At 28.8% G+C, this 25419-nt stretch carries 23 protein-coding genes and 1 tRNA gene; 3 read left to right on the top strand and 21 right to left on the bottom strand.

Translation table 11 applies throughout. The annotated features are described in order from the left end of the window. Window positions 1-95 precede the first annotated feature (95 nt). Window positions 96-169: transfer RNA gene (locus E4J94_RS09705), tRNA-Arg, on the bottom strand. A gap of 190 nt (window positions 170-359) precedes the next feature. Between E4J94_RS09705 and E4J94_RS09700 the strand changes: the two genes are divergently transcribed. Both E4J94_RS09700 and E4J94_RS09695 read left to right on the top strand, forming a co-directional pair. Continuing rightward, window positions 360-1427 carry an ABC transporter substrate-binding protein gene (locus E4J94_RS09700; RefSeq protein ID WP_135835618.1) on the top strand — a complete coding sequence of 356 codons (1068 nt, stop codon included), beginning with the start codon at window positions 360-362 and terminating at the stop codon, window positions 1425-1427. Next, on the top strand, window positions 1428-1937 hold the full coding sequence (locus E4J94_RS09695; RefSeq protein ID WP_135835617.1) for a MepB family protein: 510 nt from the start codon (window positions 1428-1430) through the stop codon (window positions 1935-1937). 19 nt (window positions 1938-1956) lie between these two features. Here the strand turns inward: E4J94_RS09695 and E4J94_RS09690 are convergent, their stop codons facing one another. The 7 genes from E4J94_RS09690 to E4J94_RS09660 all read right to left on the bottom strand — a co-directional run bounded on the left by E4J94_RS09690 (window position 1957) and on the right by E4J94_RS09660 (window position 9234). After that, window positions 1957-3459: an NAD(P)H-hydrate dehydratase gene (locus E4J94_RS09690; protein WP_135835616.1), complete on the bottom strand. Its 1503-nt coding sequence runs from the start codon at window positions 3457-3459 to the stop codon at window positions 1957-1959. An 83-nt stretch (window positions 3460-3542) separates the two neighbouring features. Then, window positions 3543-4562 carry a phenylalanine--tRNA ligase subunit alpha gene (gene pheS, locus E4J94_RS09685; protein ID WP_135835615.1) on the bottom strand — a complete coding sequence of 340 codons (1020 nt, stop codon included), beginning with the start codon at window positions 4560-4562 and terminating at the stop codon, window positions 3543-3545. A gap of 102 nt (window positions 4563-4664) precedes the next feature. Beyond that, window positions 4665-5057 carry a hypothetical protein gene (locus tag E4J94_RS09680; RefSeq protein ID WP_135835614.1) on the bottom strand — a complete coding sequence of 131 codons (393 nt, stop codon included), beginning with the start codon at window positions 5055-5057 and terminating at the stop codon, window positions 4665-4667. A gap of 133 nt (window positions 5058-5190) precedes the next feature. After that, window positions 5191-6327, bottom strand: a complete 1137-nt coding sequence (locus tag E4J94_RS09675) for a DegT/DnrJ/EryC1/StrS family aminotransferase (protein ID WP_135835613.1) — start codon at window positions 6325-6327, stop codon at window positions 5191-5193. Between the two features lie 148 nt (window positions 6328-6475). Further along, window positions 6476-7333 (bottom strand): hypothetical protein, encoded by an 858-nt coding sequence (locus E4J94_RS09670; RefSeq protein WP_135835612.1) that lies wholly within the window; start codon window positions 7331-7333, stop codon window positions 6476-6478. 13 nt (window positions 7334-7346) lie between these two features. Then, a complete protein-coding gene (locus E4J94_RS09665) occupies window positions 7347-8228 on the bottom strand; it encodes a hypothetical protein (RefSeq protein ID WP_135835611.1) in 882 nt (293 codons plus the stop codon). A gap of 13 nt (window positions 8229-8241) precedes the next feature. Beyond that, complete coding sequence (locus E4J94_RS09660) at window positions 8242-9234, bottom strand: hypothetical protein (RefSeq protein WP_135835610.1); 993 nt, start codon at window positions 9232-9234, stop codon at window positions 8242-8244. 375 nt (window positions 9235-9609) lie between these two features. Here E4J94_RS09660 and E4J94_RS09655 point away from each other — a divergent pair, with 375 nt between their 5' ends. Next, window positions 9610-9960 (top strand): helix-turn-helix transcriptional regulator, encoded by a 351-nt coding sequence (locus E4J94_RS09655; protein WP_135835609.1) that lies wholly within the window; start codon window positions 9610-9612, stop codon window positions 9958-9960. A 483-nt stretch (window positions 9961-10443) separates the two neighbouring features. Here E4J94_RS09655 and E4J94_RS09650 read toward each other — a convergent pair whose 3' ends face one another. From E4J94_RS09650 to wecB, 13 genes are all read right to left on the bottom strand, one after another. Beyond that, window positions 10444-11301, bottom strand: coding sequence for a glycerophosphodiester phosphodiesterase family protein (locus E4J94_RS09650; RefSeq protein WP_135835608.1), 858 nt, complete (start codon window positions 11299-11301; stop codon window positions 10444-10446). Window positions 11302-11314: 13 nt separating this feature from the next. Further along, the gene (locus E4J94_RS09645; protein ID WP_135835607.1) at window positions 11315-14473 is read right to left on the bottom strand and encodes a TonB-dependent receptor; all 3159 of its coding nucleotides are present in this window, start codon (window positions 14471-14473) and stop codon (window positions 11315-11317) included. A 248-nt stretch (window positions 14474-14721) separates the two neighbouring features. Continuing rightward, entirely contained in the window at window positions 14722-15318 is a 597-nt protein-coding gene (locus E4J94_RS09640) for an acetyltransferase (protein ID WP_135835606.1), read from the bottom strand. A 3-nt stretch (window positions 15319-15321) separates the two neighbouring features. Then, a complete protein-coding gene (locus E4J94_RS09635; RefSeq protein ID WP_135835605.1) occupies window positions 15322-15927 on the bottom strand; it encodes a sugar transferase in 606 nt (201 codons plus the stop codon). Between the two features lie 10 nt (window positions 15928-15937). Further along, entirely contained in the window at window positions 15938-17095 is a 1158-nt protein-coding gene (locus E4J94_RS09630; protein ID WP_185145640.1) for a glycosyltransferase family 4 protein, read from the bottom strand. 1 nt (window position 17096) lies between these two features. Beyond that, window positions 17097-18146: a hypothetical protein gene (locus E4J94_RS09625; RefSeq protein ID WP_168801853.1), complete on the bottom strand. Its 1050-nt coding sequence runs from the start codon at window positions 18144-18146 to the stop codon at window positions 17097-17099. A gap of 64 nt (window positions 18147-18210) precedes the next feature. Next, window positions 18211-18672: an acyltransferase gene (locus tag E4J94_RS09620; protein WP_246034294.1), complete on the bottom strand. Its 462-nt coding sequence runs from the start codon at window positions 18670-18672 to the stop codon at window positions 18211-18213. A gap of 113 nt (window positions 18673-18785) precedes the next feature. Further along, on the bottom strand, window positions 18786-19688 hold the full coding sequence (locus tag E4J94_RS09615) for a glycosyltransferase family 2 protein (RefSeq protein WP_135835603.1): 903 nt from the start codon (window positions 19686-19688) through the stop codon (window positions 18786-18788). Beyond that, on the bottom strand, window positions 19689-20777 hold the full coding sequence (locus E4J94_RS09610; protein WP_135835602.1) for an EpsG family protein: 1089 nt from the start codon (window positions 20775-20777) through the stop codon (window positions 19689-19691). Between the two features lie 4 nt (window positions 20778-20781). Continuing rightward, window positions 20782-21864 carry a glycosyltransferase family 4 protein gene (locus tag E4J94_RS09605; protein WP_135835601.1) on the bottom strand — a complete coding sequence of 361 codons (1083 nt, stop codon included), beginning with the start codon at window positions 21862-21864 and terminating at the stop codon, window positions 20782-20784. Next, window positions 21854-22933, bottom strand: a complete 1080-nt coding sequence (locus tag E4J94_RS09600; RefSeq protein ID WP_135835600.1) for a polysaccharide pyruvyl transferase family protein — start codon at window positions 22931-22933, stop codon at window positions 21854-21856. Before E4J94_RS09600 ends, E4J94_RS09605 begins: the two co-directional genes overlap by 11 nt. Window positions 22934-22979: 46 nt before the next feature. Further along, on the bottom strand, window positions 22980-24293 hold the full coding sequence (locus tag E4J94_RS09595) for a lipopolysaccharide biosynthesis protein (protein WP_135835599.1): 1314 nt from the start codon (window positions 24291-24293) through the stop codon (window positions 22980-22982). Further along, window positions 24293-25417, bottom strand: a complete 1125-nt coding sequence (gene wecB, locus E4J94_RS09590; protein WP_135835598.1) for a non-hydrolyzing UDP-N-acetylglucosamine 2-epimerase — start codon at window positions 25415-25417, stop codon at window positions 24293-24295. The genes E4J94_RS09595 and wecB overlap by 1 nt, the downstream gene beginning before the upstream one ends. Between the last annotated feature and the right edge of the window lie 2 nt (window positions 25418-25419).

Raw genomic sequence — 25419 nt, 5'->3', positions numbered from 1 at the left:
AGTCCATTTACAATTTGTAGATGGACTTTTTTATTGATAACAATAGAATTTAACATTCATAAAAAAAGCTCAACGATTGACGCTGAGCATTTTTGTGACCGAGACAGGATTCAAACCTGTAACCTCTTGAGCCGTAATCAAGTGCGCTATTCAGTTGCGCCACTCGGCCATTTGAAATAATTGAAAGTATTTCCCTTTATTTTCGAATGCAAATATACAGCACTTTTATCGTAAAAACCTAAGTTTTTTTGATATTTTTTTTAACAATAATTTAATTTACAACGTATCAATTGTTTACAAAAATATTTTTTTATGATTTTGGCAGAATTCTTAACTTGCTTCCTCTAAATTCAATCCAAATGATAAAAAAAATAATTCTAAGTTCATTCATTCTTCTTGCCATTAGTAGCTGTAAACAGTCGAAAGAAGCTGTTAAAACCGAGCAGGAAAACACAACTTTTCAGTTTGCAAAAAATATTTCTATCGAAGAAAACAACGAAACAATCACGATAAAATCATCTGGAAATACGATTTCATTTGATAAAAAAGACTTGCCAATCAAAACTGTTATGGTAGAAACTTCATCTGCTGTTACATTTTTAGATCAATTAGGAAGTCTTGACTTAATCAAAGGAGTTTGCGATGCCGATTTCATTTATAATCCTAAAATAGCCGAAGGAATCGCGAATAAATCGATCTTAAAAGTTGGAAATTCGAACGAATTATTCACAGAAATTATCTTAAAAAATAAACCTCAATTGATTATTGCAAGTTCAAATCCTGTTTTGGCAAAATTTCATCAACAATTGGAACAAAATGGGATAAAAGTATTGTATTTAGATGAATACAAAGAGCAAAATCCATTGGGACAAGTTGAATATTTGAAGGTTTTCGGAAAATTATTCGGAAAAGATACAGAAGCTGAAAAACGTGTAGAAACGGTTAAAAATAATTACGATTCGATCAAAAATATCATTCAAACTAAAGCCGAAGGCAACGTTTCAACAATTGTGAATACAATGTATGGCGATATTTGGTACGTTCCTACAAATGATTTGTTGCAAGCAAAATTGATTGACGATGCAAAAGGAAATTATATTTTCAAGAATAAAACAGGTGAAAATAGTTTGAGTTTAACGTTTGAAGAAGTTTATACAGCTGGAAAATCTGCAAATTATTGGATCAATGTAACAAACGTAAATTCTTTAGCAGAAATGAAAGCTTCTTATCCAAATTATGCGTGGTTTGATGCGTTCAAAAAAGGAAATGTGTACGCTTACAATAAACGTATGAATGCAAAAGGATCGAATGATTATTTTGAGCAAGGAATTCTTCGCCCAGATATTATTTTGAATGATTTAGGAAAGATTTTCTATCCAAATTTATTTCCAACACATGAATTGTACTTTTATCAACAATTAAAATAAATGATTGAAATTATTCAACAGTTTGAAAACTTTGTTCTAAAACCAATGAATTTATCCATTTCTAAGCTAGAAAAAGATTTAGAATGTGATGAATATATAGGTTATAATTTCGAAGTGAAAGAATTATCATTCAAATTTAGAAAAGCTAAAATTACACCTAAAAAAGTTGGTCAATTTGTAACGTTATGGAAACGAAATTCAGTTAAACAAACCGAACCTTTCGACGAAAATGATGTATTTAATTATTACATTATTACTACAGAAGAAGATTCTAAACTAGGTTTTTATATTTTTTCTAAAGTAATTTTAATTGAAAAGAATATTTTAACCTCAATTAAAAAAGAAGGAAAAAGAGGCTTTAGAGTTTATCCGAATTGGGTAAAACCTGAAAATAAACAAGCGGAAAAAACTCAAAATTGGCAACAAGATTATTTCGTAGAAGTCAATAATCAACAAATTGACAAAACCAAGTTAGAAAATATATTCAACAAAAAACGGAATCCAAATTGAGTTCCGTTTTTTTATTTTTTCAAAAATTCGAATCCAAATAAAAATAAGCTTCACTAATAAAATCACTAATATTTGACGCAATTAAACTATGTGGATGAATTTTCTTTACAGCAAAATCTCCAGCCAATCCATGCAAATAAACGCCTAAAATTGAAGCTTCTGAGGAATTATAACCTTGTCCAATTAGCGACGCAATAATTCCACTCAACGTATCTCCAGATCCAGCAGTTGCCATTCCCCAATTTCCCGTCGAATTGAAATAAGTTTTACCATCGGATGTAATAACTGCAGTATAAAAACCTTTTATAATAAATGTCAATTGATGAAAAACAGCAAGTTTTTTAACTTTTTCTAATTTCTCAAAATCATTTTCCCATTCTCCAATTAAACGTTGCAACTCTTTTGGATGCGGCGTTAAAACTGAATCTTGTGGAATCAACGTAAAGCAATCTTTCTGTTTAGCTAAACAATTTAATGCATCAGCATCAATCACCAAAGGCTGCTTTTGATTCTTAATCCAATTGATAAAATTTGCATCTGTAGTTGGATGTTGCCCCATTCCCATTCCAACGGCAACTCCTTGATAAATTTTTATCTCAGGAAAATATTCAATTTGTTTTTCTGAATCATCAACCAAACTCATTGATTCTATCAAATTTGTTTGCAAAATATTTAATCCACATTGAGGAGTATAAGTCGTTACCAAACCACTACCCGTCTTCAAAGCTGCTTTTGCAGTTAAAACAATTGAACCTATTTTTCCTAAACTTCCGCCAATTATCAACGTATGACCAAATGTACCTTTGTGCGAAAATTTACTTATTTTTTTAAGAAATTTCTGAATGTCATTTTTCTGAATAAAATAATAATCAGTCTCAAATTCATTACTTACATTTTGCTCTAATCCAATATCTAACAAAATAAATTCATCGGTGTAAATCTGATTTTCAGGAAATAATAAACCTAATTTAGGAACCTGAAAAGTATATGTTTTATTTGATTTACAACACGGAAAATATTTTTGCATCGGTAAATCAGCAATAAAACCAGAAGGCAAATCTATCGAGATAATTTGCGTCGGATTTGACTTTTCTATTTGATTGAAAATTGAATTCCAATCATCGTCCAAAGGTTGATTAATTCCAATTCCGAAAATAGCATCGATAATAACTGAATTTTCAGGAAGTTGTAATTCTTCATTCAAATTAAAAAAATGTAACTCATTAGAACTCAAAAGTTGTTGATTCTTTAAATTATCTTCGCTATAATTCTCTGATTTCAAAATATAAATCAATGTTTTATAGCCTAATTTTTCCAATTCTCTTGCAACTCCTAATCCATCTCCTCCATTATTTCCTTTTCCACAAAAAATAATAATTGGTGCTTTAGATGGAATATCATTCACTATATTTTCAGTCAATTTCAATACAGCTCGCTCCATCAAATCCCAAGAGGATATATTTTGATGTTTAATCGTTAATTGATCCCATTCTTTTATCTGTTTTGAATTGATTATTTTCATGAATAACATTTGTTTACATAAAGGTAGTAAATAAAAAAAGGAACTCGATTTGAGCTCCTTTTAATCTTTATATTTTTTGAAAATTAGAATAATTCTGATTTAAATTGTTCTAAGAAACGTTTATCATTTTCTGTGTACAAACGGATATCTCCAATCTGATATAACAACAAAGCGATTCGCTCTATTCCCATTCCAAATGCATAACCTGTATATTTCTCAGGATCTATGTCTACATTACGTAAAACATTAGGATCTACCATTCCACATCCCATAATTTCTAACCAACCTGTTCCTTTCGTCATACGATAATCAGTTTCAGTTTCTAATCCCCAATATACATCAACTTCAGCAGAAGGTTCTGTAAAAGGGAAAAATGAAGGGCGTAAACGAATTTCAGACTTACCAAACAATTCTGTTGTAAAATAACTTAAAGTTTGTTTCAAATCAGCAAAAGAAACACCTTTATCAATATATAAACCTTCGATTTGGTGGAACATCATATGCGAACGAGATGAAATTGCTTCATTACGGTAAACTCGACCTGGAGATAAGAAACGCATTGGAGGTTGATTTTTTTCCATGTGACGGATCTGAACTGAAGATGTATGTGTACGTAATACGATATCTGGATCTTTTTCAATAAAAAAAGTATCTTGCATATCACGAGCTGGGTGATGAGCTGGTAAATTAAGTGCAGTAAAATTATGCCAATCATCTTCGATTTCTGGTCCTTCAGAAACGCTGAATCCAATACGATTAAAAATCTCAACAATACGATTCTTTGTAACATTAATTGGATGGCGAGAACCTAATGTAAAAGGCTCTCCTGGACGTGTTAAATCTAAAGAAGTGTCTGTTTTTCCATCATTTGAAATTTCATTTTTAAGAACAGTAGATTTTTCAGTTGCTAATGTTTTTAATTCATTTACAACTTGACCAAACTCTTTCTTTTGTTCATTTGGAACTGATTTGAATTGTGTAAACAAATCAGTTAAAATTCCTTTTTTTCCTAAAAATTTAATTCTGAATTCTTCAATTTCAGCAGCATTTGTTGAATGGAAGTTTTTTACTTCTTCAATATATTGTTTGATTTGGTCAATCATAATTTCTGATCAATTTGATTACAAATTTAACAGATAATAGCCTTATATCAAACTATTCAGAGACTTTTATCTATATTCAACAAAAACTCTTTCCAAAAAGATTTATTTATTCCTGTAAAGTATTGGAGCATTCTTTTTATTTCTATTTGTATCCAATGGAAAAATAACTGTATCATTTTTTGAAAATCTCACAAAATATTGTTCTTCAGAAGGTTTATCAAAGTTTAATATATATACCGTTGCATCTTGATCATCTTCGAAACCTCGTTCATAATTAACGTTTCCTTTGATTGTTTTCAAGGTATTATTTTCTGTTTCAATCCATTCAAATGTATTATTCTTATAAATAAAAAGTTCGTTAGTTTTATCTTTAAAAATTTCTTGTACCTCTTGAAATACTATTCTCGGAGTTGTTTTTGTTACTATTTCTTCCGTTTTATGCTGACAAGTGATTAGCAATGATAAGATTATCACACAGAAGGTTAGCTTTTTCATACTGTTATATAGTTTTTTATTTTATGTAAAGATTATACAAATTCTTTCATTATCAATTAATACTTGATATTACAATTATTATAAAAAAATCCTTTCAATTATTTGAAAGGATTTTAATCTATATATAAGAAATTTATTTTCCAAAAACTTGATTCACTTTATCAGCGATTCTTTTTCGTTCTACATCAGTTAAATTAGAACCAGAAGGTAAGCACAATCCATTTTCAAATAAATCTTCAGCTACTTTTCCTCCATAATAAGGCGAATCAGCAAAAATAGGCTGTAAATGCATAGGTTTCCATAATGGACGAGATTCTATATCATCTTCTAAGAATGCTAAACGTAAATCTTCGCGTGTTTTTCCTGCTACTTTTGGATCAATTAAAATTGCAGACAACCAATGGTTTGAAAAATAATCAGCTGTAGGTTCTTTGAATACTGTTACTCCGTCTATATTAGCAAATAGATCTTGATAGAACTTGTTCATTGCACGACGAGCTTCTACTCTATTTGATAAAACTTCCATTTGTCCACGACCAATACCAGCAGTTATATTACTCATACGATAATTATATCCAATATGAGAATGTTGATAATGTGGTGCGTTATCTCGAGCTTGTGTTGCTAAAAAGACAGCTTTATCTTTATCTTCTTGTGTATGGCAAACTAAAGCTCCTCCTCCAGAAGTTGTAATAATTTTATTTCCATTAAATGATAATGCTCCAAAACGACCAAATGTTCCACATTTCTTTCCTTTAAATGTAGATCCTAATGCTTCCGCAGCATCTTCGATAACTGGAATATTATATTTTTCAGCAACAGCTGTAACCTCTTCTACCTTGTAAGGCATTCCATATAAATGAACTGCCAAAATAGCTTTTGGTGTTTTTCCTTTTGCAATACGATCTTTAATTGCTTCTTCCAAAGCTATTGGACAAATATTCCAAGTATCTTTTTCAGAATCTACAAAAACTGGTAATGCTCCTTGATAAGCAATTGGATTTGCTGTTGCAGAAAACGTCATTGATTGACAAATAACTTCGTCTCCATGCGAAACCCCACATTCAATTAAAGCTAGATGAAGTGCAGCTGTTCCTGCTGAAAGAGCAGCAACTTTAACATCAGTATTTAAATATTTTTCTAAATCTGTTTCAAAACCATTTACATTTGGTCCTAATGGTGCTACCCAATTAGCATCAAATGCTTCGTGTATATATTTTAACTCATTACCTCCCATATGTGGAGATGATAACCATATTTTATCTGCCATTTTATAGTTGTTTTTGTTGTACAAATTTAGGATAAAAAGAGTTAAATATAATTAGGTTTTCCTTTTATTATATAGAAAAAGATAATTTGTGAAAATAAAAAATCTCTTCAATTTTAAAGAGATTTTTATAAGTATAGCCAGACAATTTTTAATTAATTTTAATTGCATAAAATTTGGGATCTCCCCATTGACCATCCTCAATATTTATATTAAAATTACATTTTGCTCTAGCTTTAACAGTTATTGGATTATCAACTTTTAAAACATGCATAAATTGTGGTGAACCAACTCTTAGACCCATACTCTCTGTAGGAGAAGCCCCTCGTGTTATTTCAATTCCTGTTGTAGCATTTACTAACTGTAAAAAAATATTTGATCTATTTTCATTACTTGGTCCAACATACCCTGTATGCACTGTGAACGAAATAAATATAATCCAATAACCAGGCTCATCTAAAGTAATAGTAGGTGTTACATCTGTCCAATTTTCTTTGATTATTGCTTTATTAACCATTCCTTCTATTGTGGTAGTTACCATTGGTAAATTTTCCCAAGCTAAGACACCATCATTACTTTTCTGAGTCATTACTGGTACATATCTTAAATTAGTATCATTTATTTGTGGTTCGTTTTCTAGCCTTAATCCTGTTCCAAACCCATTACCATAAATTTCTAAACTACTTTGTACATTGGTTACATTGTCTTTTCCGATTCTAATTCCTCCTTGAGCCGAAATTGTTTTTGCATCCAAATTACCATTTACAAGATCATCACTTGTTACAACAGAATTCCCGTGTACTTCTAATCGGTTTGTAGGGATAATTGTTCCTATTCCAAAATTACCGTTAGCATCTATAACCACATCATCTATTGTATTTGCTAATCCATTTGTATCTCCCTTAACATCAACATGTAAAGGAGCTTGAGGTTTTTTAATATTTATTCCAATTTGAGAAAATACATTTATAGAATAAAACATACCAAATAATATCATTACTTTTTTCATTATTCTCTTTCTTTTAAGGTATTTTAGTAGTATTATCTCTGTCTATTCTTAATGCATAAAAATACATTTTTCCTGCAAATGCATTTGCATTAGTAGTTGTTCCTGATCTAGAAGATGCAAGATGTATTTTATATATTTTTGTCGGAGTATCTGCTTTAACATCTATTATAAAAGTCAAAGGAATTACCGAGGTATAGGGAGTGTTTTTTTCAGCATAAGCCCCTCTTCTCGTTATTTTTTTTCCTTGAACTGATCCATCATCTTCTCTTAATTCAATATACATAGAAAAACCTTCTAAATTACCTACTGTTACTGCTCTCGCAAACACCATCCATTTTCCAGGAGTAAGTATCAAATTTTTATCCGTTATATTAGTACTACTAATTCCATCATCTCCTGAAGGAACTACACGACCAGAAGCTAAACTTCCTTCAATAATAGATGCTAACGGTTTCATAGGTTCCCAATATACATTTCCGTTTGTATCAGTAGTTAACAGAGATCCTGTTTTTTCCGAACCATCTGACAAACGAAAAAGCTTTTCTTTATTCGTTTTTATATGTATACGATGTGTTGGATTCACAACATCGTTAATTCCTAATTTCTTGGTAACAGCATTTTGTTCTATAATTTCAGTTTCATTTTTATTAGCATCTCCTGTAATATTACTGCTTCCGTTTATTAATAACTTATCTGTTGTTGAAGGTTTAATTCCTAAACCAACATTACCTGTTGTCGAATTAATTATAAAATCGTCGCTAATATTTGATGTCCCATTTGTATTCTGCTTAGCGTCTATATGTAAATAACCTTGGGGATTTTCTGTACCAATACCGACTTGTCCATTAACACAAACTGTTATTAATAAGATTATTATAAGTATATTTTTTCTCATACTTTCATAAATATTATAAATCATTACCTAAAGATTTATTGTTTAATCTAACTGCAACAAAAACAGGTTTAAACCCTGACATATAAGTATTTGTATCATTTTCAGGAACTGTTTGTATATAATAACTATTATTACCGCAAATAACTCCTGCTTGTACTCTTATTTGTGCTGTATTTTCTACATTTAAAATATGTGTTACTTGTGGAATTGCACTATGCATTCTATTACTAGCAGTTGTTCCTGTTCCTTTATCTCCAATTTCACCAATCATTCCTTCTGTAATAACTTCTGTCCATGTAGCACCTCCATTAAAACTCTGTTCTAATTTTGTCCAAATCATATCTTCTAGTTTATAGTTCTTATGATTCGTTGAATTATTCATTCGTACACCATAACGTGCTATAATAAGCCAAATCCCTTCTGTAAGATTAAGTGGCTCATCTGTTATATTAACATAAACTAAATCTGAACTCGTCCAATGACTAGGTGCATTTGTACTAATTCTTTTAGCTGAACTATATAGAGGAACATCATATCCCACAACTTCAGTAGCTGGAGCAATACCTTCCCAAAAAGCATTTCCATCTTTATCGGAAGTTAAATATTTACCACTACTAAAAGTAGTATCTTCTATTCTTATAGTATTTTCGTTAGCAGTTGTTGCAACATGTACTGTTGAAGTAGGCATATGTGTACCACCAATGGCCATTTTACCTTTAATCAATGTTTTACCTTTAACATTTAATTGATTCCCAACCTTACTATTTCCTGTAGTAAATGATTTACCTTCAACATGTAATTTTTCAGTAGGATTTGTAGTTCCAATTCCTATTTTACCGTCTGTAGAAATTATAACATCATCATTTGTTGTAAGAAGAGTCCCGTCAGAATTTTCTTTAGGATCAACATGTAGAATTCCTTGTGGAGTAGATGTGCCAATTCCAACTTGAGCGCACGTAATATTAGGAACAGTAATTATCCCTATTAAAAATATAAAAATCTTCATCTTTTGGAGTAGTTTGTAATTCTTATAAAATTAAGAATTTCTCTTCTAAATAACTTTCAAAAAACACATAATACACTGTATTTAAATCAATTAAATTCACCATGAAAGTTCTAATTTAGAACCTTGTTAAAACTTAATCTGTTATTTTTTATATTTTTATCACCTAAATAGTTCTTATATATCTTTAATTAGAACTTCTAGTTCTGCATTATAAAAGCTATGATTTATGGCATTAGAATTGACTGTGATTTATGTTATATTATAAACATCGTGAGTCTACACTAAAATAACATTCCTTATATCCTTCAATTTTATTTTAAGGTTGTTAGCAAATTATTTTAAGAAAAAAATTATATTTAACATAAATAATTAAACATGAGCGACATATTAACAAAAAGTATTCGAAAAATAAGAGAATCTAAAGGTTACTCACAAGAATATATGGCTCAAGAAATGAACTTATCTCAACGCGCCTACAGTAAAATTGAAAATTGTGAAACCAAATTAGATTGGGAAAAATTAAAAATTATATCTAAAATTCTTGAAATCGAAATTGGAGATTTAATAAATTACGATAAAAACAGTAAAATCAACCATCATGATTTTAAGCACACTAGCTCTTCTGATCTTGCTGTTTTTATATCATTATACGAAGATCGTATTTTAAGAATTGAAAAAGAGATGGATTTTCTTAGAGAAATTGTTTTAAACAATACACAACATTAAGAAAATATGTATTAAGCTTATTTTAATAAGCTTAATACATTGGTTTAGATTAAAGAAGGTTAGGTTGATTGATTAGGTTTTATAGAAGTAAGATTAACCTCTATATATAATATTATTAGTCTTTACAACTAAATGGCTGAACAAATATATTCCATATAATAAAGATTATCAAATGTTTAGCTTTTTTTCAATCAATTATAAACACATTAAAAGTTCTAAAAAAAACATGTCTAATGTTGGTGGTTATATAAATATTTATTATTTAAAGCCAGTGGTGAAAATTATAAATATTTAATTTTCATTTAATTATATTTATTCAATAAAAGTAATACTATTACATTTTTCTACATTAAGTTCTAAAATAAAACAAATAGTACTAACAAAATGAGTCTAATTTTAATAAAAACTAGACCCATTTAATGTTTTTAAGTATGAAAAAGATAGGAATAGATAAATTATGTTGATTTTATTTTGTTTTTTCAACTATCTATTAATGAATTGAGAAGGATAATCTGTTTCTATAATATCAGGACGAGTAATGAGATGCTGAATATATCCTCTTGCTCGCTCCAAATCTGTTTTCAACTTATCTGTTGTTGGTGCAATGGCAATCATTATCATAACACCTTTACTTCTAAGATAAGTAATCATTTCCTTTTGCTCCTGCTTAACTTCTCCTCCAATCCAAGCAATCATTCTATTGAATGGAACATTCAACTTTTCAAAACTCTTGACATCATTCATTGTATGAAAAGGCTTCATAAATAATACATGATCTAAATGTTTGGCATAATAAGCAACTTCTTCATCTTTTCTCAATCCCAAAACCACATTTGGATAAGGATTTTCTTTTAAAAATTTAACATAAGTTGCATACGGAACACCTTTATTATCTAACTGAAAAATAGTTTTTCCTTGACTCCAATCTAAAGCTTCTTTAAGTGTTGGAATTTTAAAATTTGTTAAATTTCCTTCTCGGTCTTTTAATCTTGCATTCTTTATTTGAGTATATGTGTAATCTTTTACCTTTCCTTGAAAATTTGTTGTACGATTGAATGTATCATCGTGCATAAGAATTAAAACCGAATCTTTAGTCAATTGTGGATCAATCTCAAAAAAAGAAGGTATAATAGACAATGTTTTTTCAAAAGCTTCGATGCTATTTTCTGGATAACCAGGCATCATACCTCCTCTATGTCCTGAGATAATGATTTGTTTTGATTCGTCTTGTTTGAAATAAGACTTCAAGTCTTCAAAACTTTTTATATCAACTGTATTTAATTGCGCATTAGCCACAGTAACTGTAGCTAATAACGCAAACCATAAATATATTTTTCTCATGTGAATTGAAATATTAAAAACTATATCTAAATCCTATTTGTATTTGATAAGGATTGAATACATAACTAGTTTTACCTGTATTAGTATTCACATTGTAAACAAAACGCTCATTTGCTGTATCAAAACTCTTAATAGAATAAATATTTTGTTTTCCTATTCTAGGTCCTACTCCCCATTCTTTGTTCATTAAATTAGCTACATTAAAAACATCTACTGCAACTTCAAAACGATGCTTATCTACAATTTTTATCTTTTTAGCTAATCTTAAATCAAATGTTCCTGAAAAACCATTAATTCCACCATTTCGCTCTGCAATTTTTCCAAAACTTTTGCGAATATAATCTTTCGTATGTTTTTCAATTTCAGGATTATCTAGAATAGCTTGAATTCCTTTTCTTAAATATTCAGGAGTTGAAATAGAGTTAGGATCATAGATATATGCCAAATCATTTGAATTTACGAAATCTCCATTCATATTACCATTAACAGCCAATGAATAACGTGTTCCCCCAATTCCACTAAAACGAATACCTGCAGTCATTCCCCAAAAAGTTGGAGATTGTCCATAAACAACTAACTTGTGACGAAAATGTGTATCTGAATAATTCATTTTACTTAAATTTCTTGGATCTTCCGCAACCATTAAACTTAGAGTTGCTGTGTTAGCTACATTTCCATTATAAGAGGTATTATCTTTTGAATCATTCCATGTATATGAAACAGAAATTTGCCCATCTTTAAAATAACGATATGTTCCATCTAACACAATTGCATATTGATCTTTTTTACCATCACTAATTAGTTCTAAAACACGACCTAATTCATTTGTTTTACGTCCATTAACCCAATTGGCAGCTCCATTTGTAGGGTTAATTGTTGACGCAGGTACATAAACTCCTCGATTAGCTTCTTCTTTTATTCTGAAATAAGGTTCGTCTACCATATTTCGATCAACATACATATAATTATTTCTTGCCCAGTTGGCATAAGCACTAATTCCAACTCTCAATCGATCACTAAAAAAGTGATTATAAGATGCGTTTAATTTGTAAACAGTAGGCACTTTAGCATCTTTACTATTTGCATTAATCGTGATTAGTTTCTCTATCGCAGGATTATCGAAAAGATCTCTTCCTGGAGCATGATTTGGATTTTGTCTATAATCAATAAAATCTGGAGTAGGAACTAAATCTCCTACTATATCTACTGCTGCTACTTTTGTTCCATCAAACAACATGTTGTTAATCATTGAGTATGGATTTAATGAAGAGCCAAAAATACCTCCTCCAAATTTCACAAAATCTTTTCTATTCTGACTAATATCCCATGTTAATTGGAAACGTGGTTGAAGTTGCCATGTATTAATTTTATTATCTGTTCTTACTCCTAATTTTTTATCCGCAACCTCATTGTAATTCGCTGCATTCAGATATTGCATATTCTCAAAACGAATTCCAGCCATTAAATCTAAACCAGGAAGAATTTCTGTCTCTAATTGTCCATAAACAGCAGATGTTAATTGATTAATCGTTGTAGATGGATCATCTGTTAGTCGAATTTCTCGCGCATAACGATATGGAGTCATATTTTTGAAATTATCCATTCCTGTAAAATAGAATCGACCATTCATTTCACTTCCATATACATTTTTCATATGATAGTAAGAAAAATCTCCTCCTAGAGTATATTTAATATTATTTTTATTAATATATACATTATCAACCAATTGTATAACATTCCCTTTGAACCATTCAGGTGAAAATCGTTGACCTCCTAATTGTATATTCGTATATTGTGTTTTTTCTCCTATTTGAGATCCTATACTTTCCACAATTGCACGTGGAATAGATTGACTAGGCAATTCACTTGATGGAATAATATTCTGATGCTCAACAAAGTGTTGAACTTTTAATTCGTTTGTAATATCATTATTAAAATCAGTTCTTAACGATAACATCAAACTATTATCTGTTTTTTTTCTATCAATATAAGATTCATACATGTTAATTGATGTATTATCTCCTTCAGAAAGTTTATCTTTTTCATGAACAAAATTGTTACGTAATGTCAATAAGTTTCGAGCATTTAATTGCCAATCAATGCGTAAAAATGCAGCATTTGTATCTTTATTTTTATCAAATGACCCAAATTGAGGATTATTAGATACACCATATTTTTCTCGTGCAATAGATAAAAATTGATCTAGTGTTGATTGCGTTACGTTATACAGAGCTTCATCACTTGGGTTATTAATATTCGCAATAAATAAAGGGCGTTTATCTACCTGTCTATCCCAAGCAACAAAGAAATGAGCTTTATCTTTCTTTATTGGTCCACCTAAAGAAAATCCATATTGATATGTAGAGAATTCGTTGTCTCTTTTGTTTCCACGAATGTCGTATGGACTCGATAGCCAATCGGCACGTCCATAAAGAAAGGCACTTCCTTCTAATTTATTAGTTCCTGACTTAGTAACTGTACTAATAGTTCCACCTCCAGCACGCCCATTCGTAACATCATATTCATTGGTTACTACTTTAAATTCTCGGATAGCTTCCATTGATATTGAATAAGATGATGAGGTAGAACCTCCAGCTATTGTTCCTCTATTAGACATTCCGTCTATCGTATAATCTACTGAAGATGCTAATTGTCCTCCAATACTCGAACCATTACTTAAAGGAGATAGGTCTATTAACGAAGTAAAGTTACGTCCGTTTACAGGTAATGTTTGCAAATCTTTTGCCGAAACTGAAGTTGAAGCTCCTACTTGTTTTATTGAACTCTTTAATGTTTGTCCACTAACAATTACTTCTTTTAAATCTGTTGTGTTTCCACTAGAAAATTTAAAAGGCACCCAAATTAAATCTCCTTGATTTAAACTATATCCTTTTAAAATTTCTTCGCCATGTTCATCCGAAATAAATGTAATCGTATAAGGAGATCCCAAGGGTAATTGTTTTAAATTATATTCTCCTTTTTCATTTGTTTTAGTGGAAGTTGTAAAACCTGTCGATTCGTTTTTTACGATAACTGTTACTTGTGATAAGTCAAAACCCTCACTATCGGTAATTTTACCGGATATTCCCGCCAAATCACCTTGTCCATAGGCAACTGTTGAAGCTCCTATTGTGAAGACTACTGCTGATAATTGAAATAAATTGAGTTTCATGTATGTTTATTTGAAGCCCAAAATTATTATACAGCACACAATAAGAGGTTAATTAAAATTTAAGATATCTTTAACAAATTCTGTTTTTAATGTTAATTAAAAATCCTTTAAGAATATAATTAGAATTAATTTTATCTAAATGAATCTCATCTTATTGCTAAGTCAAAAAAACTTAAATATCTTTTACACAAAGTTTATTGACTATTAAAAAAACAAAAAGAGTAATTGTAAATTACTCTTTTTGTTTTTTATATGTTATTATATTTTAAAATCTTAGCAGGATTTCCTACTGCAACTGCATAATCTGGAATATCCTTTATAATGACAGCTCCTGCACCGATTGTACACCATTTGCCAATTCTAACACCTTGTATAACGCAAGCTCCTATTCCTACATGTGTTCCTTCTCCTACCTCAACATTACCCGCTAATGCTACATTTGGGGAAATATGTGCAAAATCGTCGATAATACAATCATGATCTATGGAAGCATTTGTATTGATTATACAGTGTTTTCCAATCTTTACTTCGGAATTAATAGAAACGCCAGTCATTATTACTGTTCCTTCTTTTATTGTAGCTCTTTTAGAAATTACAGCTTTTGGATGAATTAAAATAAGGTAAGAAAATTGAGTATTTTCTTCTGCAATTTTTTTTCGCACTTGGTTATTACCTATTGAGATAACTACTTCAATATTTTTATCTGGCAGTTCATTTATTATTGGATAGTTCAATAATTGGTTCTTAGATAAATCTTCGTCAAGAAATCCTTCAATATTAATATTATTTTCTTCTGCAATTTCTACAATTACTTTTCCATGTCCGCTTGCTCCGTATAAATACATGTCTTAATTATTTCCGTTAAAAGGTTCTATTGTTACATGCCCATCGGCTGAAATTCCTTCAGATTTAAATACTTTTTTAAACGTTGTTAAAAACACATTCAAATCAGTTTTAAATGAAATATGATCGACATACCAAACATCCAATTCAAATTTCTTTGTCCAAGAAATGGCATTTCTACCATTTACTTGTGCCCAACCTGTAATCCCTGGACGTACATGATGCCTTCTTTTTTGAGTTTCGTTATACAAAGGTAAATATTGTGGTAATAAAGGACGTGGTCCTATTAACGACATATCTCCTTTTAGAACATTAATTAATTGAGGAATTTCATCCAACGAAGTTTTACGAACAAATGCTCCAATTGGTGTTAAACGATCTGCATCTGGTAATAAGTTCCCATCTTTATCTTTTTTATCATTCATCGTTTTAAACTTGATGATTTTAAAAATTTTTTCATTCAATCCTGGACGAGCCTGAAAGAAAAAAGGCTTTCCTTGATTTGCAAAATATAATCCAATCATCACAAATATAAATATTGGAGAAAGAATGATTAACCCTGTTAAAGCAATAATGAAATCGAAAAAGCGCTTAATATAATTTTGATACATGATATTAAATTTATTTATTTGGTAGCTTACTAATTAATTGATTATACTCAGCTAAAAGTGCATTCCAAACTACTGATTGTTCATAACGTGCCTGAATCATTGGCCTCGCATTTTTCTTTAATTCATGATAAAAATCTTTATCATCAATCATTTTTTGCATAGCTATTAATATAACGTCTGAACTTTTAACTGGTATGATTGTTCCATTTCTACCTTCAATTATAATTTCATTGCATCCATTAATATCAGAAACGATACTTGGCAATTCCATTGCTCCTGCTTGCATAACTACATTGGGAAATCCTTCGCGATAACTAGGAAATACAAGTGCATGAGAAATAGCAAAATATGGACGAACATCTTTTTGGAAACCAACTGTTAGAATAGCTGGATTGATCTCTATTTCTTTAAGTGTTTCGTCCTGCAAAGGATCAAGTTCACTTTCTAAAGGTCCTACCAACAAAAGTTTTACATTTTGTTTATTTAGTTTAGAGAACGCTTTTATCAACTCATTGATTCCTTTGTCTCCTACTAAACGCCCTACAAAAACAAAGACAAAATCAGTAGGCTGAATCTGTAATTTTATTTTCAATTGAGCTTGTTTTTCTTCTGAAATTTGTTGTCTAGAAAAAAAAGAAGTATCAATTCCATTTGAAGAACCTTCTCCAATAACTTTTAATTTATCAGCTGATGTATAACTATTTTGTAAAATAAAATCATACAATCCTTTTGAGTTAGGATAAACTTTGGTTGCTGATGAATAGGTTAACTTTTCAACAAAATCTAATACTTTTCTTTTAACTCCTACTGCTTCCATTAAAGGCAAACCTGCAACTGTATGCAGACGAATGGGTACTCCTGCCAATTTTGCAGCTAACATTCCAACAATACCTGCTTTTGGGGTATGCGTGTGTACAATTTGCGGTTGTTCTTTTTTTAAATATTTATATGTTTTTATTAAAGATTTAATGTCTTGAACAGGTGTTATTTTACGAGACATTTCAATTGGTATCACCGCTATTCCTTCATCATTTTTCACTTCTTCCAACTCTTCGTCACTGGAAGAGATTCCAATTACTTCAAAATGATTGGACATAAATTTTAGCTGTCCTCGTAATAATACTTTAAGAGAAAGTGGAATGGTTGTGATTCTTATTATTTTTGACATTTTAATATTTTAGTCCTGAAATATCTTGAACATTTTCTAATAATAGTTTTTCATTATTTCTAAATGATTTACCTTGTTTTATGAAATTATAATTACTGATAGTCACTTTAGGATATTTGTTGAAAGTTTTTACTTTACCAAATGGTTTTGTAACATTATTTGTCTCAAAGTTTGATAATGAAAAACTCCCTGTTATCTTCCAACTGTTCTTTTGATCTTTAAATCCTGCTATGTAGACACCATAATTAGAATTATATACTTTTAATTTATTAATAGTTACATCAACTGATTTTTCGTTATCTTTTTTAGAAAAAGCTGCCAAATGAAAATCTATTCCTATATGAGCATTGTTTATATTAATATTATTTAATAAAATATTTTTTAAAGTTGAATTTCCATAACCTTCTATATCTATACCAGATTGAGGCATTGTTCCATAAACGTTATTGATATTAGCATTTGTTACAGATACATTTGTTCCTCCTGTTATAGAAATCCCATTTCTTCTAACATTATTTATATATATATTGTTAATACTTATATTATTTGTATTAATGTTTGATTTTTTATTTATGACTAATCCTATAGAAGATTCTGTAATATTTATTCCATCGCCCCAAGTATTCTCAATATGACTATTTTCAATAATAATATTTGACGATTTTCTAATGTCTATTCCAAAACCCCATTCTCCTTTAGTCCCTTTATGCTGATCTCTATCTCCATATAAATTCGCATTATAAATTTTCACATTTTCAACACCATGTAAACCAATGATATGATATGTTTCTTTAGAAGTTGGTTCCAAAACAAGCTTAGAGTTTTTCTGAAAATAAATTATACTATTAGATGGTGGGTAAATTCCTGTTATCAAAACAGGAAAATCTGGAAGTATAATTTTTTTATTATTATCCAAACAGTTTTGAATATAAGATGTATAATCTACAGATGCATTTTTAACATATCCCTTTGGTAAGAATTCTTCTATTTTATAAAATCCCTCTGAATTAAATGTTGAAAATGCTACAGGAGACTCAAAAGGAGTTTTCAATCCTTTCTTTTGTAATTGACTGTATCCTAGAACGGGAATAAAAAGACACATTATCAATATTAAATTAGATCTCTTTAATTTTTTTTGCTGGAACTCCTCCATATATTGAATTATTTTCTACATTTCTATTAACTACCGCACCTGCTGCTATAATTGATCTACTGCCAATTGTAACATCGGAAAGTACTCTAACTCCACAACCAATCCAAACATCATCATTAATTACAATTTTTCCGAATGTTTCTTTATTGTACTTTATAGGTTTTTCTAAATCATTCCATTGATGATTAGTTGAAATTAATGTCGAAGCATGTGCTATAGAAACATCATTTCCTATTTCTATTTCACCAGCTCCTTCTATATAACACATAGGATGAATACTAACATTATTCCCTATCGAAATTTTATCTGGATTAAAGATAAATACTCCTGGCTGTATAGATACGTTATCTCCTAAACTTTTACATAAATTTTTTAATACTACATACCTTAGTAACAATCCTATATTTCCATTTGTATTTCTCAAAAATTTTAATAAAAATTTATTAAACCCTTTTCCAAAGAGCCCAAAAAACATACTAATTAAAGATATTATGTGCTTTATTTTTTTAAATTTATTTCTACCTGAATTACTTTCCATTATCTATTAATTTTGACATCATTATATTTTTTATCTTTTAAATAGTATACATATCCTATTGGAAATAATAGAATCGCCAAAAAATAGTTTTTTACAAATTTCAAATTCTCAAAAATGGACTTATCATTACATAGAGCAAATCTCCAATAATTAATAATAGATTTTACTTTTAATTTAAAAACAACATTTGGATTATTTACTAATTCAGAGTAAAGTAAAGACGCATATTTATTATTTTTTATTCTATTTCTAATACTATTACTAGACAGCCCTTCTTCTAAATATTCTCCTATATAAATTGCTTCATTAAAGTATCTCATCTTATAATCAATACTCATTCTGTTCCAAACAATTGATTCTGCAACGAAATTTTCACCAGAAATATCTGGAAATAAGAATTTTCTAAATATGTGTGTTTTAATCACATGAGCTAAGTCAGCAGTCACCCCATATTTAGTTCTTCTCTCTATTAGATTAGAATCAGTAATTTCATTAGGAAATCTTCGCCCTCCAATGAAACTTCCATCAGAATATGCTCTAAACCCTGTTACTCCAATAATATTATCATTATTCTTAATAGGTTCATAATATTTACAAACAATTTCTAGTGCATTATCTGTCAAATAATCATCACTATCAACTATAAAGAAAAGTTCTCCACTCGCTAACTCTAATCCTTTATTAATCGCTCTATGTTTTCCCCCATTATTTTTTTTGAAATATTTGATTTTAATAAAACCTTCTTCCTTCCATCTATTCACCAATTCAGTTGTGTTATCTGAACTTCCATCATCAACAATAACCCATTCAAAATCTTTAAATGTTTGTCTCAATAAAGATGAATATAGTTTTGGTAAAAATTTTTCTCTATTATAAGAAGGAGTAAATACAGTAATAATCATTTACTTTAAATTAAATATTAGAAATAATGCAATACATATAAAAAATATGCCAAACATATTTAGATAGCCTATTTTTTTATTTGTTTGTGTATATGGCAATAAAAGGAACGGGATAAATATCCATGATAAAAATCCAAATCTATCGCTAAAAGCTGCTGAGAACATTAAAAAGAAGAACGATGATGCTAACATAAAACATACATAGTATCTTTTGTATTCATCGTAGTGTTCAATCTTCTTTTTTAGATTATTCAGTGTTATATATCCTATTATTGCAAATATAGTATTAAAAGTAAAAAAATTAATCCTAAATCCTGTTTGATACACAAGCTGATACTCTTGTTTGTAATATAGATCCATCCTTTCTTCTACTAGGATATTTATAATAGGAATTTTCCCTAAAAAAGAGTTTAAATTAAAATTTAATAATGATAGTACTGTAGCTATTATATAAATACCTATTACTAGATTAACATTTTTAATTTTTGTCGAAAGTAGATAAAAAGCAATTGGTATTATAATCGAAGCATGATTAAAAAACGCTACTATAAAAAATAATATTGATAGCCATTTCTTTTTACTAAACATTGTTAGTGCTAGGAAAAAGAATGAAAAGGCAATCCCTTGTCTGGTTGTATTAATTCCCATAGTTTTGAAGAAAAACATACTAACAATAATAAAGAAAAATACTAATCTGTTTTTCTTAGTTAAGTTAAAGATTCCTATAATAATAGGTATTATATATAGAATTGCATTGAAAGTAAAGAACGTTTTGTAATTATCACTTATACTACGTGCCAACATAGATACGATATAAATACCTATATCTTTTAATTCACTTAAGGATTTTATGACACGAGCTCCTGTAAAGAATATCAACGTTCGTTCAGAATCAGCTCCAACAATCTTATCTCTTGTTCCTATTAGAATTATAAAAATAAATGCAAATAAAATTAAAAAGACATTTTGAATTTTGTTTGAGCTTTTATTTTTTATGATATACTCACAAATAAGAACAAAAGTGATAAATGATAAACCTAGATAGATTAATGTAAATTTTGTATTAAAAGCATCAATAATACTTTGCATCAGTTTAAATTTTATTTAAAATAGCATTTAATTCAGAGTCGTAATTATAATTATTATAATATTTTTTAGCATTAGATGCAAACTCATCATACCTAATTAATATTTCATTTAACCCCTTAGATATTTGATCAGCTTCTTGAAAATCTACACATACTCCCATCTTATTCATATCTATGGTATTAATTAAACCAGGGATATCATTTCCTAACATTGGTAAAGAGAAGCTTGAAAATTCCCATAACTTATTAGGCGCACAAAAAATATTGTTTAATGAAGAATGATCATAACTAAGTATACCTATATCTGCATGACTGGTTATATGCAAATGATATGGAGGACTAACAAATGGTATATGAATTATTGATGGACAGATCTCTTGCAGCTTTTTTAAATAAGGAGTTTCCTTTCCCATAATAATAAGAGCAAAATTATCTGAATTATTCACAAATTTACAAACATCTTCTAATTCTCTTTCTGGAATTATAATTCCTTGATAGATTATCTTCTTTTTATTACGAATAGGAGCTATTAATTCTTCCAAATCTTCAGTTAAAGGTAAATTTCTTTCTGTTCTATCTGAATAAGATTTGTTTAAAATAACTTGAGGAGTAGATTTAAGATTCCACCATACTCTAAGAATATTAGCTCTATCTTGATTTGAACATATTACCAACTTTGCTTTTTCAGCATATTTTTTCAGTCCTTTGATATATCTTGGAGCATAGTCAAATAATTCATATAAATTTAGTACAAATTCATATTTCAACAATCTTTTCCCAAGAGCTAATGTAGTATCTGCTGCAGGTAACCATAACAAACTATTCTGATAATTATTTTTATATATAATTTTCCAAAAAGTAGTTCTTATTTTATACCAATACAGAATTTTATTTTTACTTGGTTTTATATTAGTTAAATGTACGTTTTCACACAAGTTATTTAATTCATCTATTAAATTTCCTTTTTCAAAACCAAGAATTAAATGTATTTTATATCCAGATCTATTTAAATATTTAATAAATGCTAATAAAGGTGGGTAATCTGAAACACAAGTTTTATGAACAATTACTATTTCTTTATTTTCCATCAAATTTTTGTTTAAATATTAGTGTAAAATCTTCCAACATTCTATCAGCTTTTTCCCTCAAATTTAAAATAAATTCTTCATGGTTCTGCTTTAACTCACTTTCTAAAATCTCTTTTAATTCATTCAAATCAAAATGATTATTCCATAAAGAAAAAGAAGGAATTTGTTCTGTTAAGATTCTTAATTTAGGTTCAATTTCTATACATATCACTTTTTTATTCATTAAACCTGCAATAATAGCACCATGATATCGAGCAGTTATGAATGCCTCAAATGTGTTCAATTCGTTCAAAAAAGATTGAATAGACATTCTTTCTGGTTCCCAAATAAGATGTTTATGATTTTTTATTTTTTTTAACCAATCTGGATCTTTGTCTTTTGCAAAAACAATAAAAGTGACATCTATCTCTTTGTTATTATTTATAAATTCTAAAATTTTTTCTTGGTAATTTACATTACTGTTTTTCCAGTCCCAATCTCTTACAATAATTCCTATTTTATTTTTTATAGGCTCTCCTTTAACTTCCGATATATGTTGCTTAAAATATGATGAAAACACAATATCTGCTCCTAATAGAGCATTAATTCCCCACTCATTACAGTAATTGTAAGACACTTGGTCTCTTACTCCTATAAAAAATGATTGTTGTAGTTGTTGCTTTGCATAGTTTATCGCTTGAACATTATTATTAAAAGGACCTAGACCAAATCCTATAAAAGCTTTTTCAGGTTCTAGTATCTCTTCTTTTGAAGGAGCGATTTTTTTAAGAATCTTATTAATTACAATTAGTGGATTCTTTTTTATATTATTTTTAAATTTTGTTTGTAATGTTGACTTTTCAATAAAGGAAAAAAATTGAGTACCTCCTCCATAAATTAATACATCATCTTTTTGTTGGAAGTTATATGTAGATTTTTGCAATAATTTTTCTACATATTGATTATTTGCTCCTACAAAATTCAGGTTATAATTTGGTAATTTGTTTATAAAATAATCTTCAAGTACAATCATCAATAAATCATCACCATAATTACTATCTCCATAAGCTCCTTTTATTGATATATTCATATTAAATTTTTTTTGTTATTCGTATTATAAATTAGAAACATCTATTTTAAACCAAATGTTCAATAATTTTAGAAATTAAAGATGTTAATAAATAGATAGGAATTGGAGCAAGAATTATTAGAGTAAGAAATACAATAGAAATTTCTCTTCTAAAAATATCATAATATCTAGTAAGTACCATAATCATAAATCCTACTAAAAATGCAATTGATACTCCTTGTAATCCTATCTTAGTAATTAGTAAAATACTTAATACAACTGATACGATTGCTCCAATAAGAGTTGTCATCGTAATTTTCAAAGTATTTTTATCTTTTTGATATTTTAAACCTAAAAAACTAGCTATAGCATTATATGCAACTCCTAAGTACAAATAAGGCATATACTCCCAAGTACTAAAATATTCTTCAGCTACTAAGATTTTAGTTATTAAAGGAGAAAGTATTCCTAATAAAATGGCTAATACTAATTCAAAAATTATAAATTTATTAAGTAGCTTGTTGAATGTTAGGTTATCTTTTTCTTTTAGTACACGATCTTGTAGAGGCATTAATAATACAGAATTGATTACCAATAATAAAACAGGAAAACGACTTGCTACAGCGTATAAACCATTGCTTTCTGCTCCCAAATAATGTAAAATGATAAACTTGCTCGCTGAAGATATTGCCCACCAACCCATTAAATTAGGTATTAATGGAAGTGAGTAACTTATCATAGATTTAATTAATTTCTTATCCCAAAAAATTAATTTAAAGTGTTTTACTAAATTAATTTCCGTTAATATCATTGTACAAGCTATAACATAAGCAACGATATTAGCTAAGAATATTCCTTCTACATTTAGATTTAGAAAATAGATAAAAATAAAATTAAACAATACAACTAAAAACGTTGTAATTAAACCATTTAAAGCAAACTTTTTTGTTTCTCCTAATCCTCTAAGAATATTTTGTAATAAAGGTAAAAGGCAGTTTAAAAATATTAATACAATAAAATAAAAATGGTATTGAAAATCGTTAATAGATGTGTAGACTAAAAAGACTATGAAAAATAATATATAGCCTGTGCTTAAAGCAAGTAAACTATTTGTAATTATTTTTCCTTTTTCTTCATTACTTATTTTCTCTTTATCTATAAGCCATCTATATGCAGAATCTGAGATTTGCAATGAAACCAAAGGAACAAATAGACTTATTGTTGTTATTAGTAAATCATATTCTCCTAAATCTTTCTTAGATAAGAAATACGTATAAAAAGGTATTAGTAAAAAAGAGAGAATTTTTGATCCAAAGCTACCTATAGAATAGATCAACGTTTCTTTAAACATCTTCTTTTTTAAAACAGAAGATATATTCATTATTTATTTATTTTCTTTATAAACTCTGCTATTCTTTCACAAGCTTTTCCATCTCCATATGGATTATGTAGTTCACTCATTGATTTATAACGAGTTTCATCAGACAACAAATTATTTGCCTCTTTTATAATTCTAGATTTATCTGTTCCTACCAATATTACTGTCCCTGCATCTACAGCTTCTGGTCTTTCAGTTGTGTCGCGCATTACTAAAACTGGTTTTCCTAATGAAGGAGCTTCTTCTTGTACACCACCAGAATCAGTAATTATCATATAAGATTGTGACATTAGCCAAACAAATGCTGGATAAGCTAAAGGATCAATCAACTTGATATTATCGATATTAGATAAAATTTCATGTACAGGTTTTTGTACATTAGGATTTAAATGTACTGGATAAATTATTTGAACATCAGAATGTGTTAATGCAATTTCCTTTAAAGCTTCACAAATATTTATAAATCCTTCTCCATGGTTTTCTCTACGATGTCCAGTAACAAGAATAAGTTTCTTTGAAGAATCAACAATCGTTTTTAAATAATCAATTTCATTATTATTAATTGTTTTTACCCTTTCTGAACTATCTAATAATGCATCAATAACTGTATTTCCTGTTATTATAATTTGGCTATTATTAATATTTTCTTTTATAAGATTGTCATAAGATTGTTTCGTTGGTGCAAAATGATAGTCAGCTAACCTTCCTGTTAATTGTCTATTCATTTCTTCTGGAAAAGGAGACCATTTATTATGAGTTCTTAAACCAGCTTCAACATGACAAACCTTAGCTCCTGCATAAAATGCTGCTAAGCCAGCTATAGAAGATGTAGAGGTGTCTCCATGAACATAAACATAATCTGGTTTAAAATCCTCTAATACAGGTTTTAATTCAGTAATAATATCAGCTGTTAGAGTAAATAAATTTTGATTTGGTTTCATCAAATTTAAATCATAATCAGGTATTATTTCAAAAAAATCTAACACTTGATCAAGCATCTCCCTATGTTGAGCCGTAACACAAACTCTAGTCTCAAATTCTTTATGTTTTTGAAACTCTTTTACCAACGGAGCCATTTTTATAGCCTCGGGTCTTGTTCCAAATATAATTAAATGTTTTGTTTTCATTC

Source organism: Empedobacter tilapiae (assembly GCF_004785645.1).
GTDB classification, from domain to species: domain Bacteria; phylum Bacteroidota; class Bacteroidia; order Flavobacteriales; family Weeksellaceae; genus Empedobacter; species Empedobacter tilapiae.
Note: the sequence above shows the minus strand (reverse complement) of the source record. Positions and strands in the feature narration are given on the sequence as shown.

What these genes read in the sequence shown, in the direction of transcription:
- E4J94_RS09700 (WP_135835618.1), top strand. Translation starts at nt 360, where the DNA reads ATGATAAAAAAAATAATTCTAAGTTCATTCATTCTTCTTGCCATTAGT.
- E4J94_RS09695 (WP_135835617.1), top strand. Translation starts at nt 1,428, where the DNA reads ATGATTGAAATTATTCAACAGTTTGAAAACTTTGTTCTAAAACCAATG.
- E4J94_RS09690 (WP_135835616.1), bottom strand. Translation starts at nt 3,459, where the DNA reads ATGAAAATAATCAATTCAAAACAGATAAAAGAATGGGATCAATTAACG.
- pheS (WP_135835615.1), bottom strand. Translation starts at nt 4,562, where the DNA reads ATGATTGACCAAATCAAACAATATATTGAAGAAGTAAAAAACTTCCAT.
- E4J94_RS09680 (WP_135835614.1), bottom strand. Translation starts at nt 5,057, where the DNA reads ATGAAAAAGCTAACCTTCTGTGTGATAATCTTATCATTGCTAATCACT.
- E4J94_RS09675 (WP_135835613.1), bottom strand. Translation starts at nt 6,327, where the DNA reads ATGGCAGATAAAATATGGTTATCATCTCCACATATGGGAGGTAATGAG.
- E4J94_RS09670 (WP_135835612.1), bottom strand. Translation starts at nt 7,333, where the DNA reads ATGAAAAAAGTAATGATATTATTTGGTATGTTTTATTCTATAAATGTA.
- E4J94_RS09665 (WP_135835611.1), bottom strand. Translation starts at nt 8,228, where the DNA reads ATGAGAAAAAATATACTTATAATAATCTTATTAATAACAGTTTGTGTT.
- E4J94_RS09660 (WP_135835610.1), bottom strand. Translation starts at nt 9,234, where the DNA reads ATGAAGATTTTTATATTTTTAATAGGGATAATTACTGTTCCTAATATT.
- E4J94_RS09655 (WP_135835609.1), top strand. Translation starts at nt 9,610, where the DNA reads ATGAGCGACATATTAACAAAAAGTATTCGAAAAATAAGAGAATCTAAA.
- E4J94_RS09650 (WP_135835608.1), bottom strand. Translation starts at nt 11,301, where the DNA reads ATGAGAAAAATATATTTATGGTTTGCGTTATTAGCTACAGTTACTGTG.
- E4J94_RS09645 (WP_135835607.1), bottom strand. Translation starts at nt 14,473, where the DNA reads ATGAAACTCAATTTATTTCAATTATCAGCAGTAGTCTTCACAATAGGA.
- E4J94_RS09640 (WP_135835606.1), bottom strand. Translation starts at nt 15,318, where the DNA reads ATGTATTTATACGGAGCAAGCGGACATGGAAAAGTAATTGTAGAAATT.
- E4J94_RS09635 (WP_135835605.1), bottom strand. Translation starts at nt 15,927, where the DNA reads ATGTATCAAAATTATATTAAGCGCTTTTTCGATTTCATTATTGCTTTA.
- E4J94_RS09630 (WP_185145640.1), bottom strand. Translation starts at nt 17,095, where the DNA reads ATGTCAAAAATAATAAGAATCACAACCATTCCACTTTCTCTTAAAGTA.
- E4J94_RS09615 (WP_135835603.1), bottom strand. Translation starts at nt 19,688, where the DNA reads ATGATTATTACTGTATTTACTCCTTCTTATAATAGAGAAAAATTTTTA.
- E4J94_RS09610 (WP_135835602.1), bottom strand. Translation starts at nt 20,777, where the DNA reads ATGCAAAGTATTATTGATGCTTTTAATACAAAATTTACATTAATCTAT.
- E4J94_RS09605 (WP_135835601.1), bottom strand. Translation starts at nt 21,864, where the DNA reads ATGGAAAATAAAGAAATAGTAATTGTTCATAAAACTTGTGTTTCAGAT.
- E4J94_RS09600 (WP_135835600.1), bottom strand. Translation starts at nt 22,933, where the DNA reads ATGAATATATCAATAAAAGGAGCTTATGGAGATAGTAATTATGGTGAT.
- E4J94_RS09595 (WP_135835599.1), bottom strand. Translation starts at nt 24,293, where the DNA reads ATGAATATATCTTCTGTTTTAAAAAAGAAGATGTTTAAAGAAACGTTG.
- wecB (WP_135835598.1), bottom strand. Translation starts at nt 25,417, where the DNA reads ATGAAAACAAAACATTTAATTATATTTGGAACAAGACCCGAGGCTATA.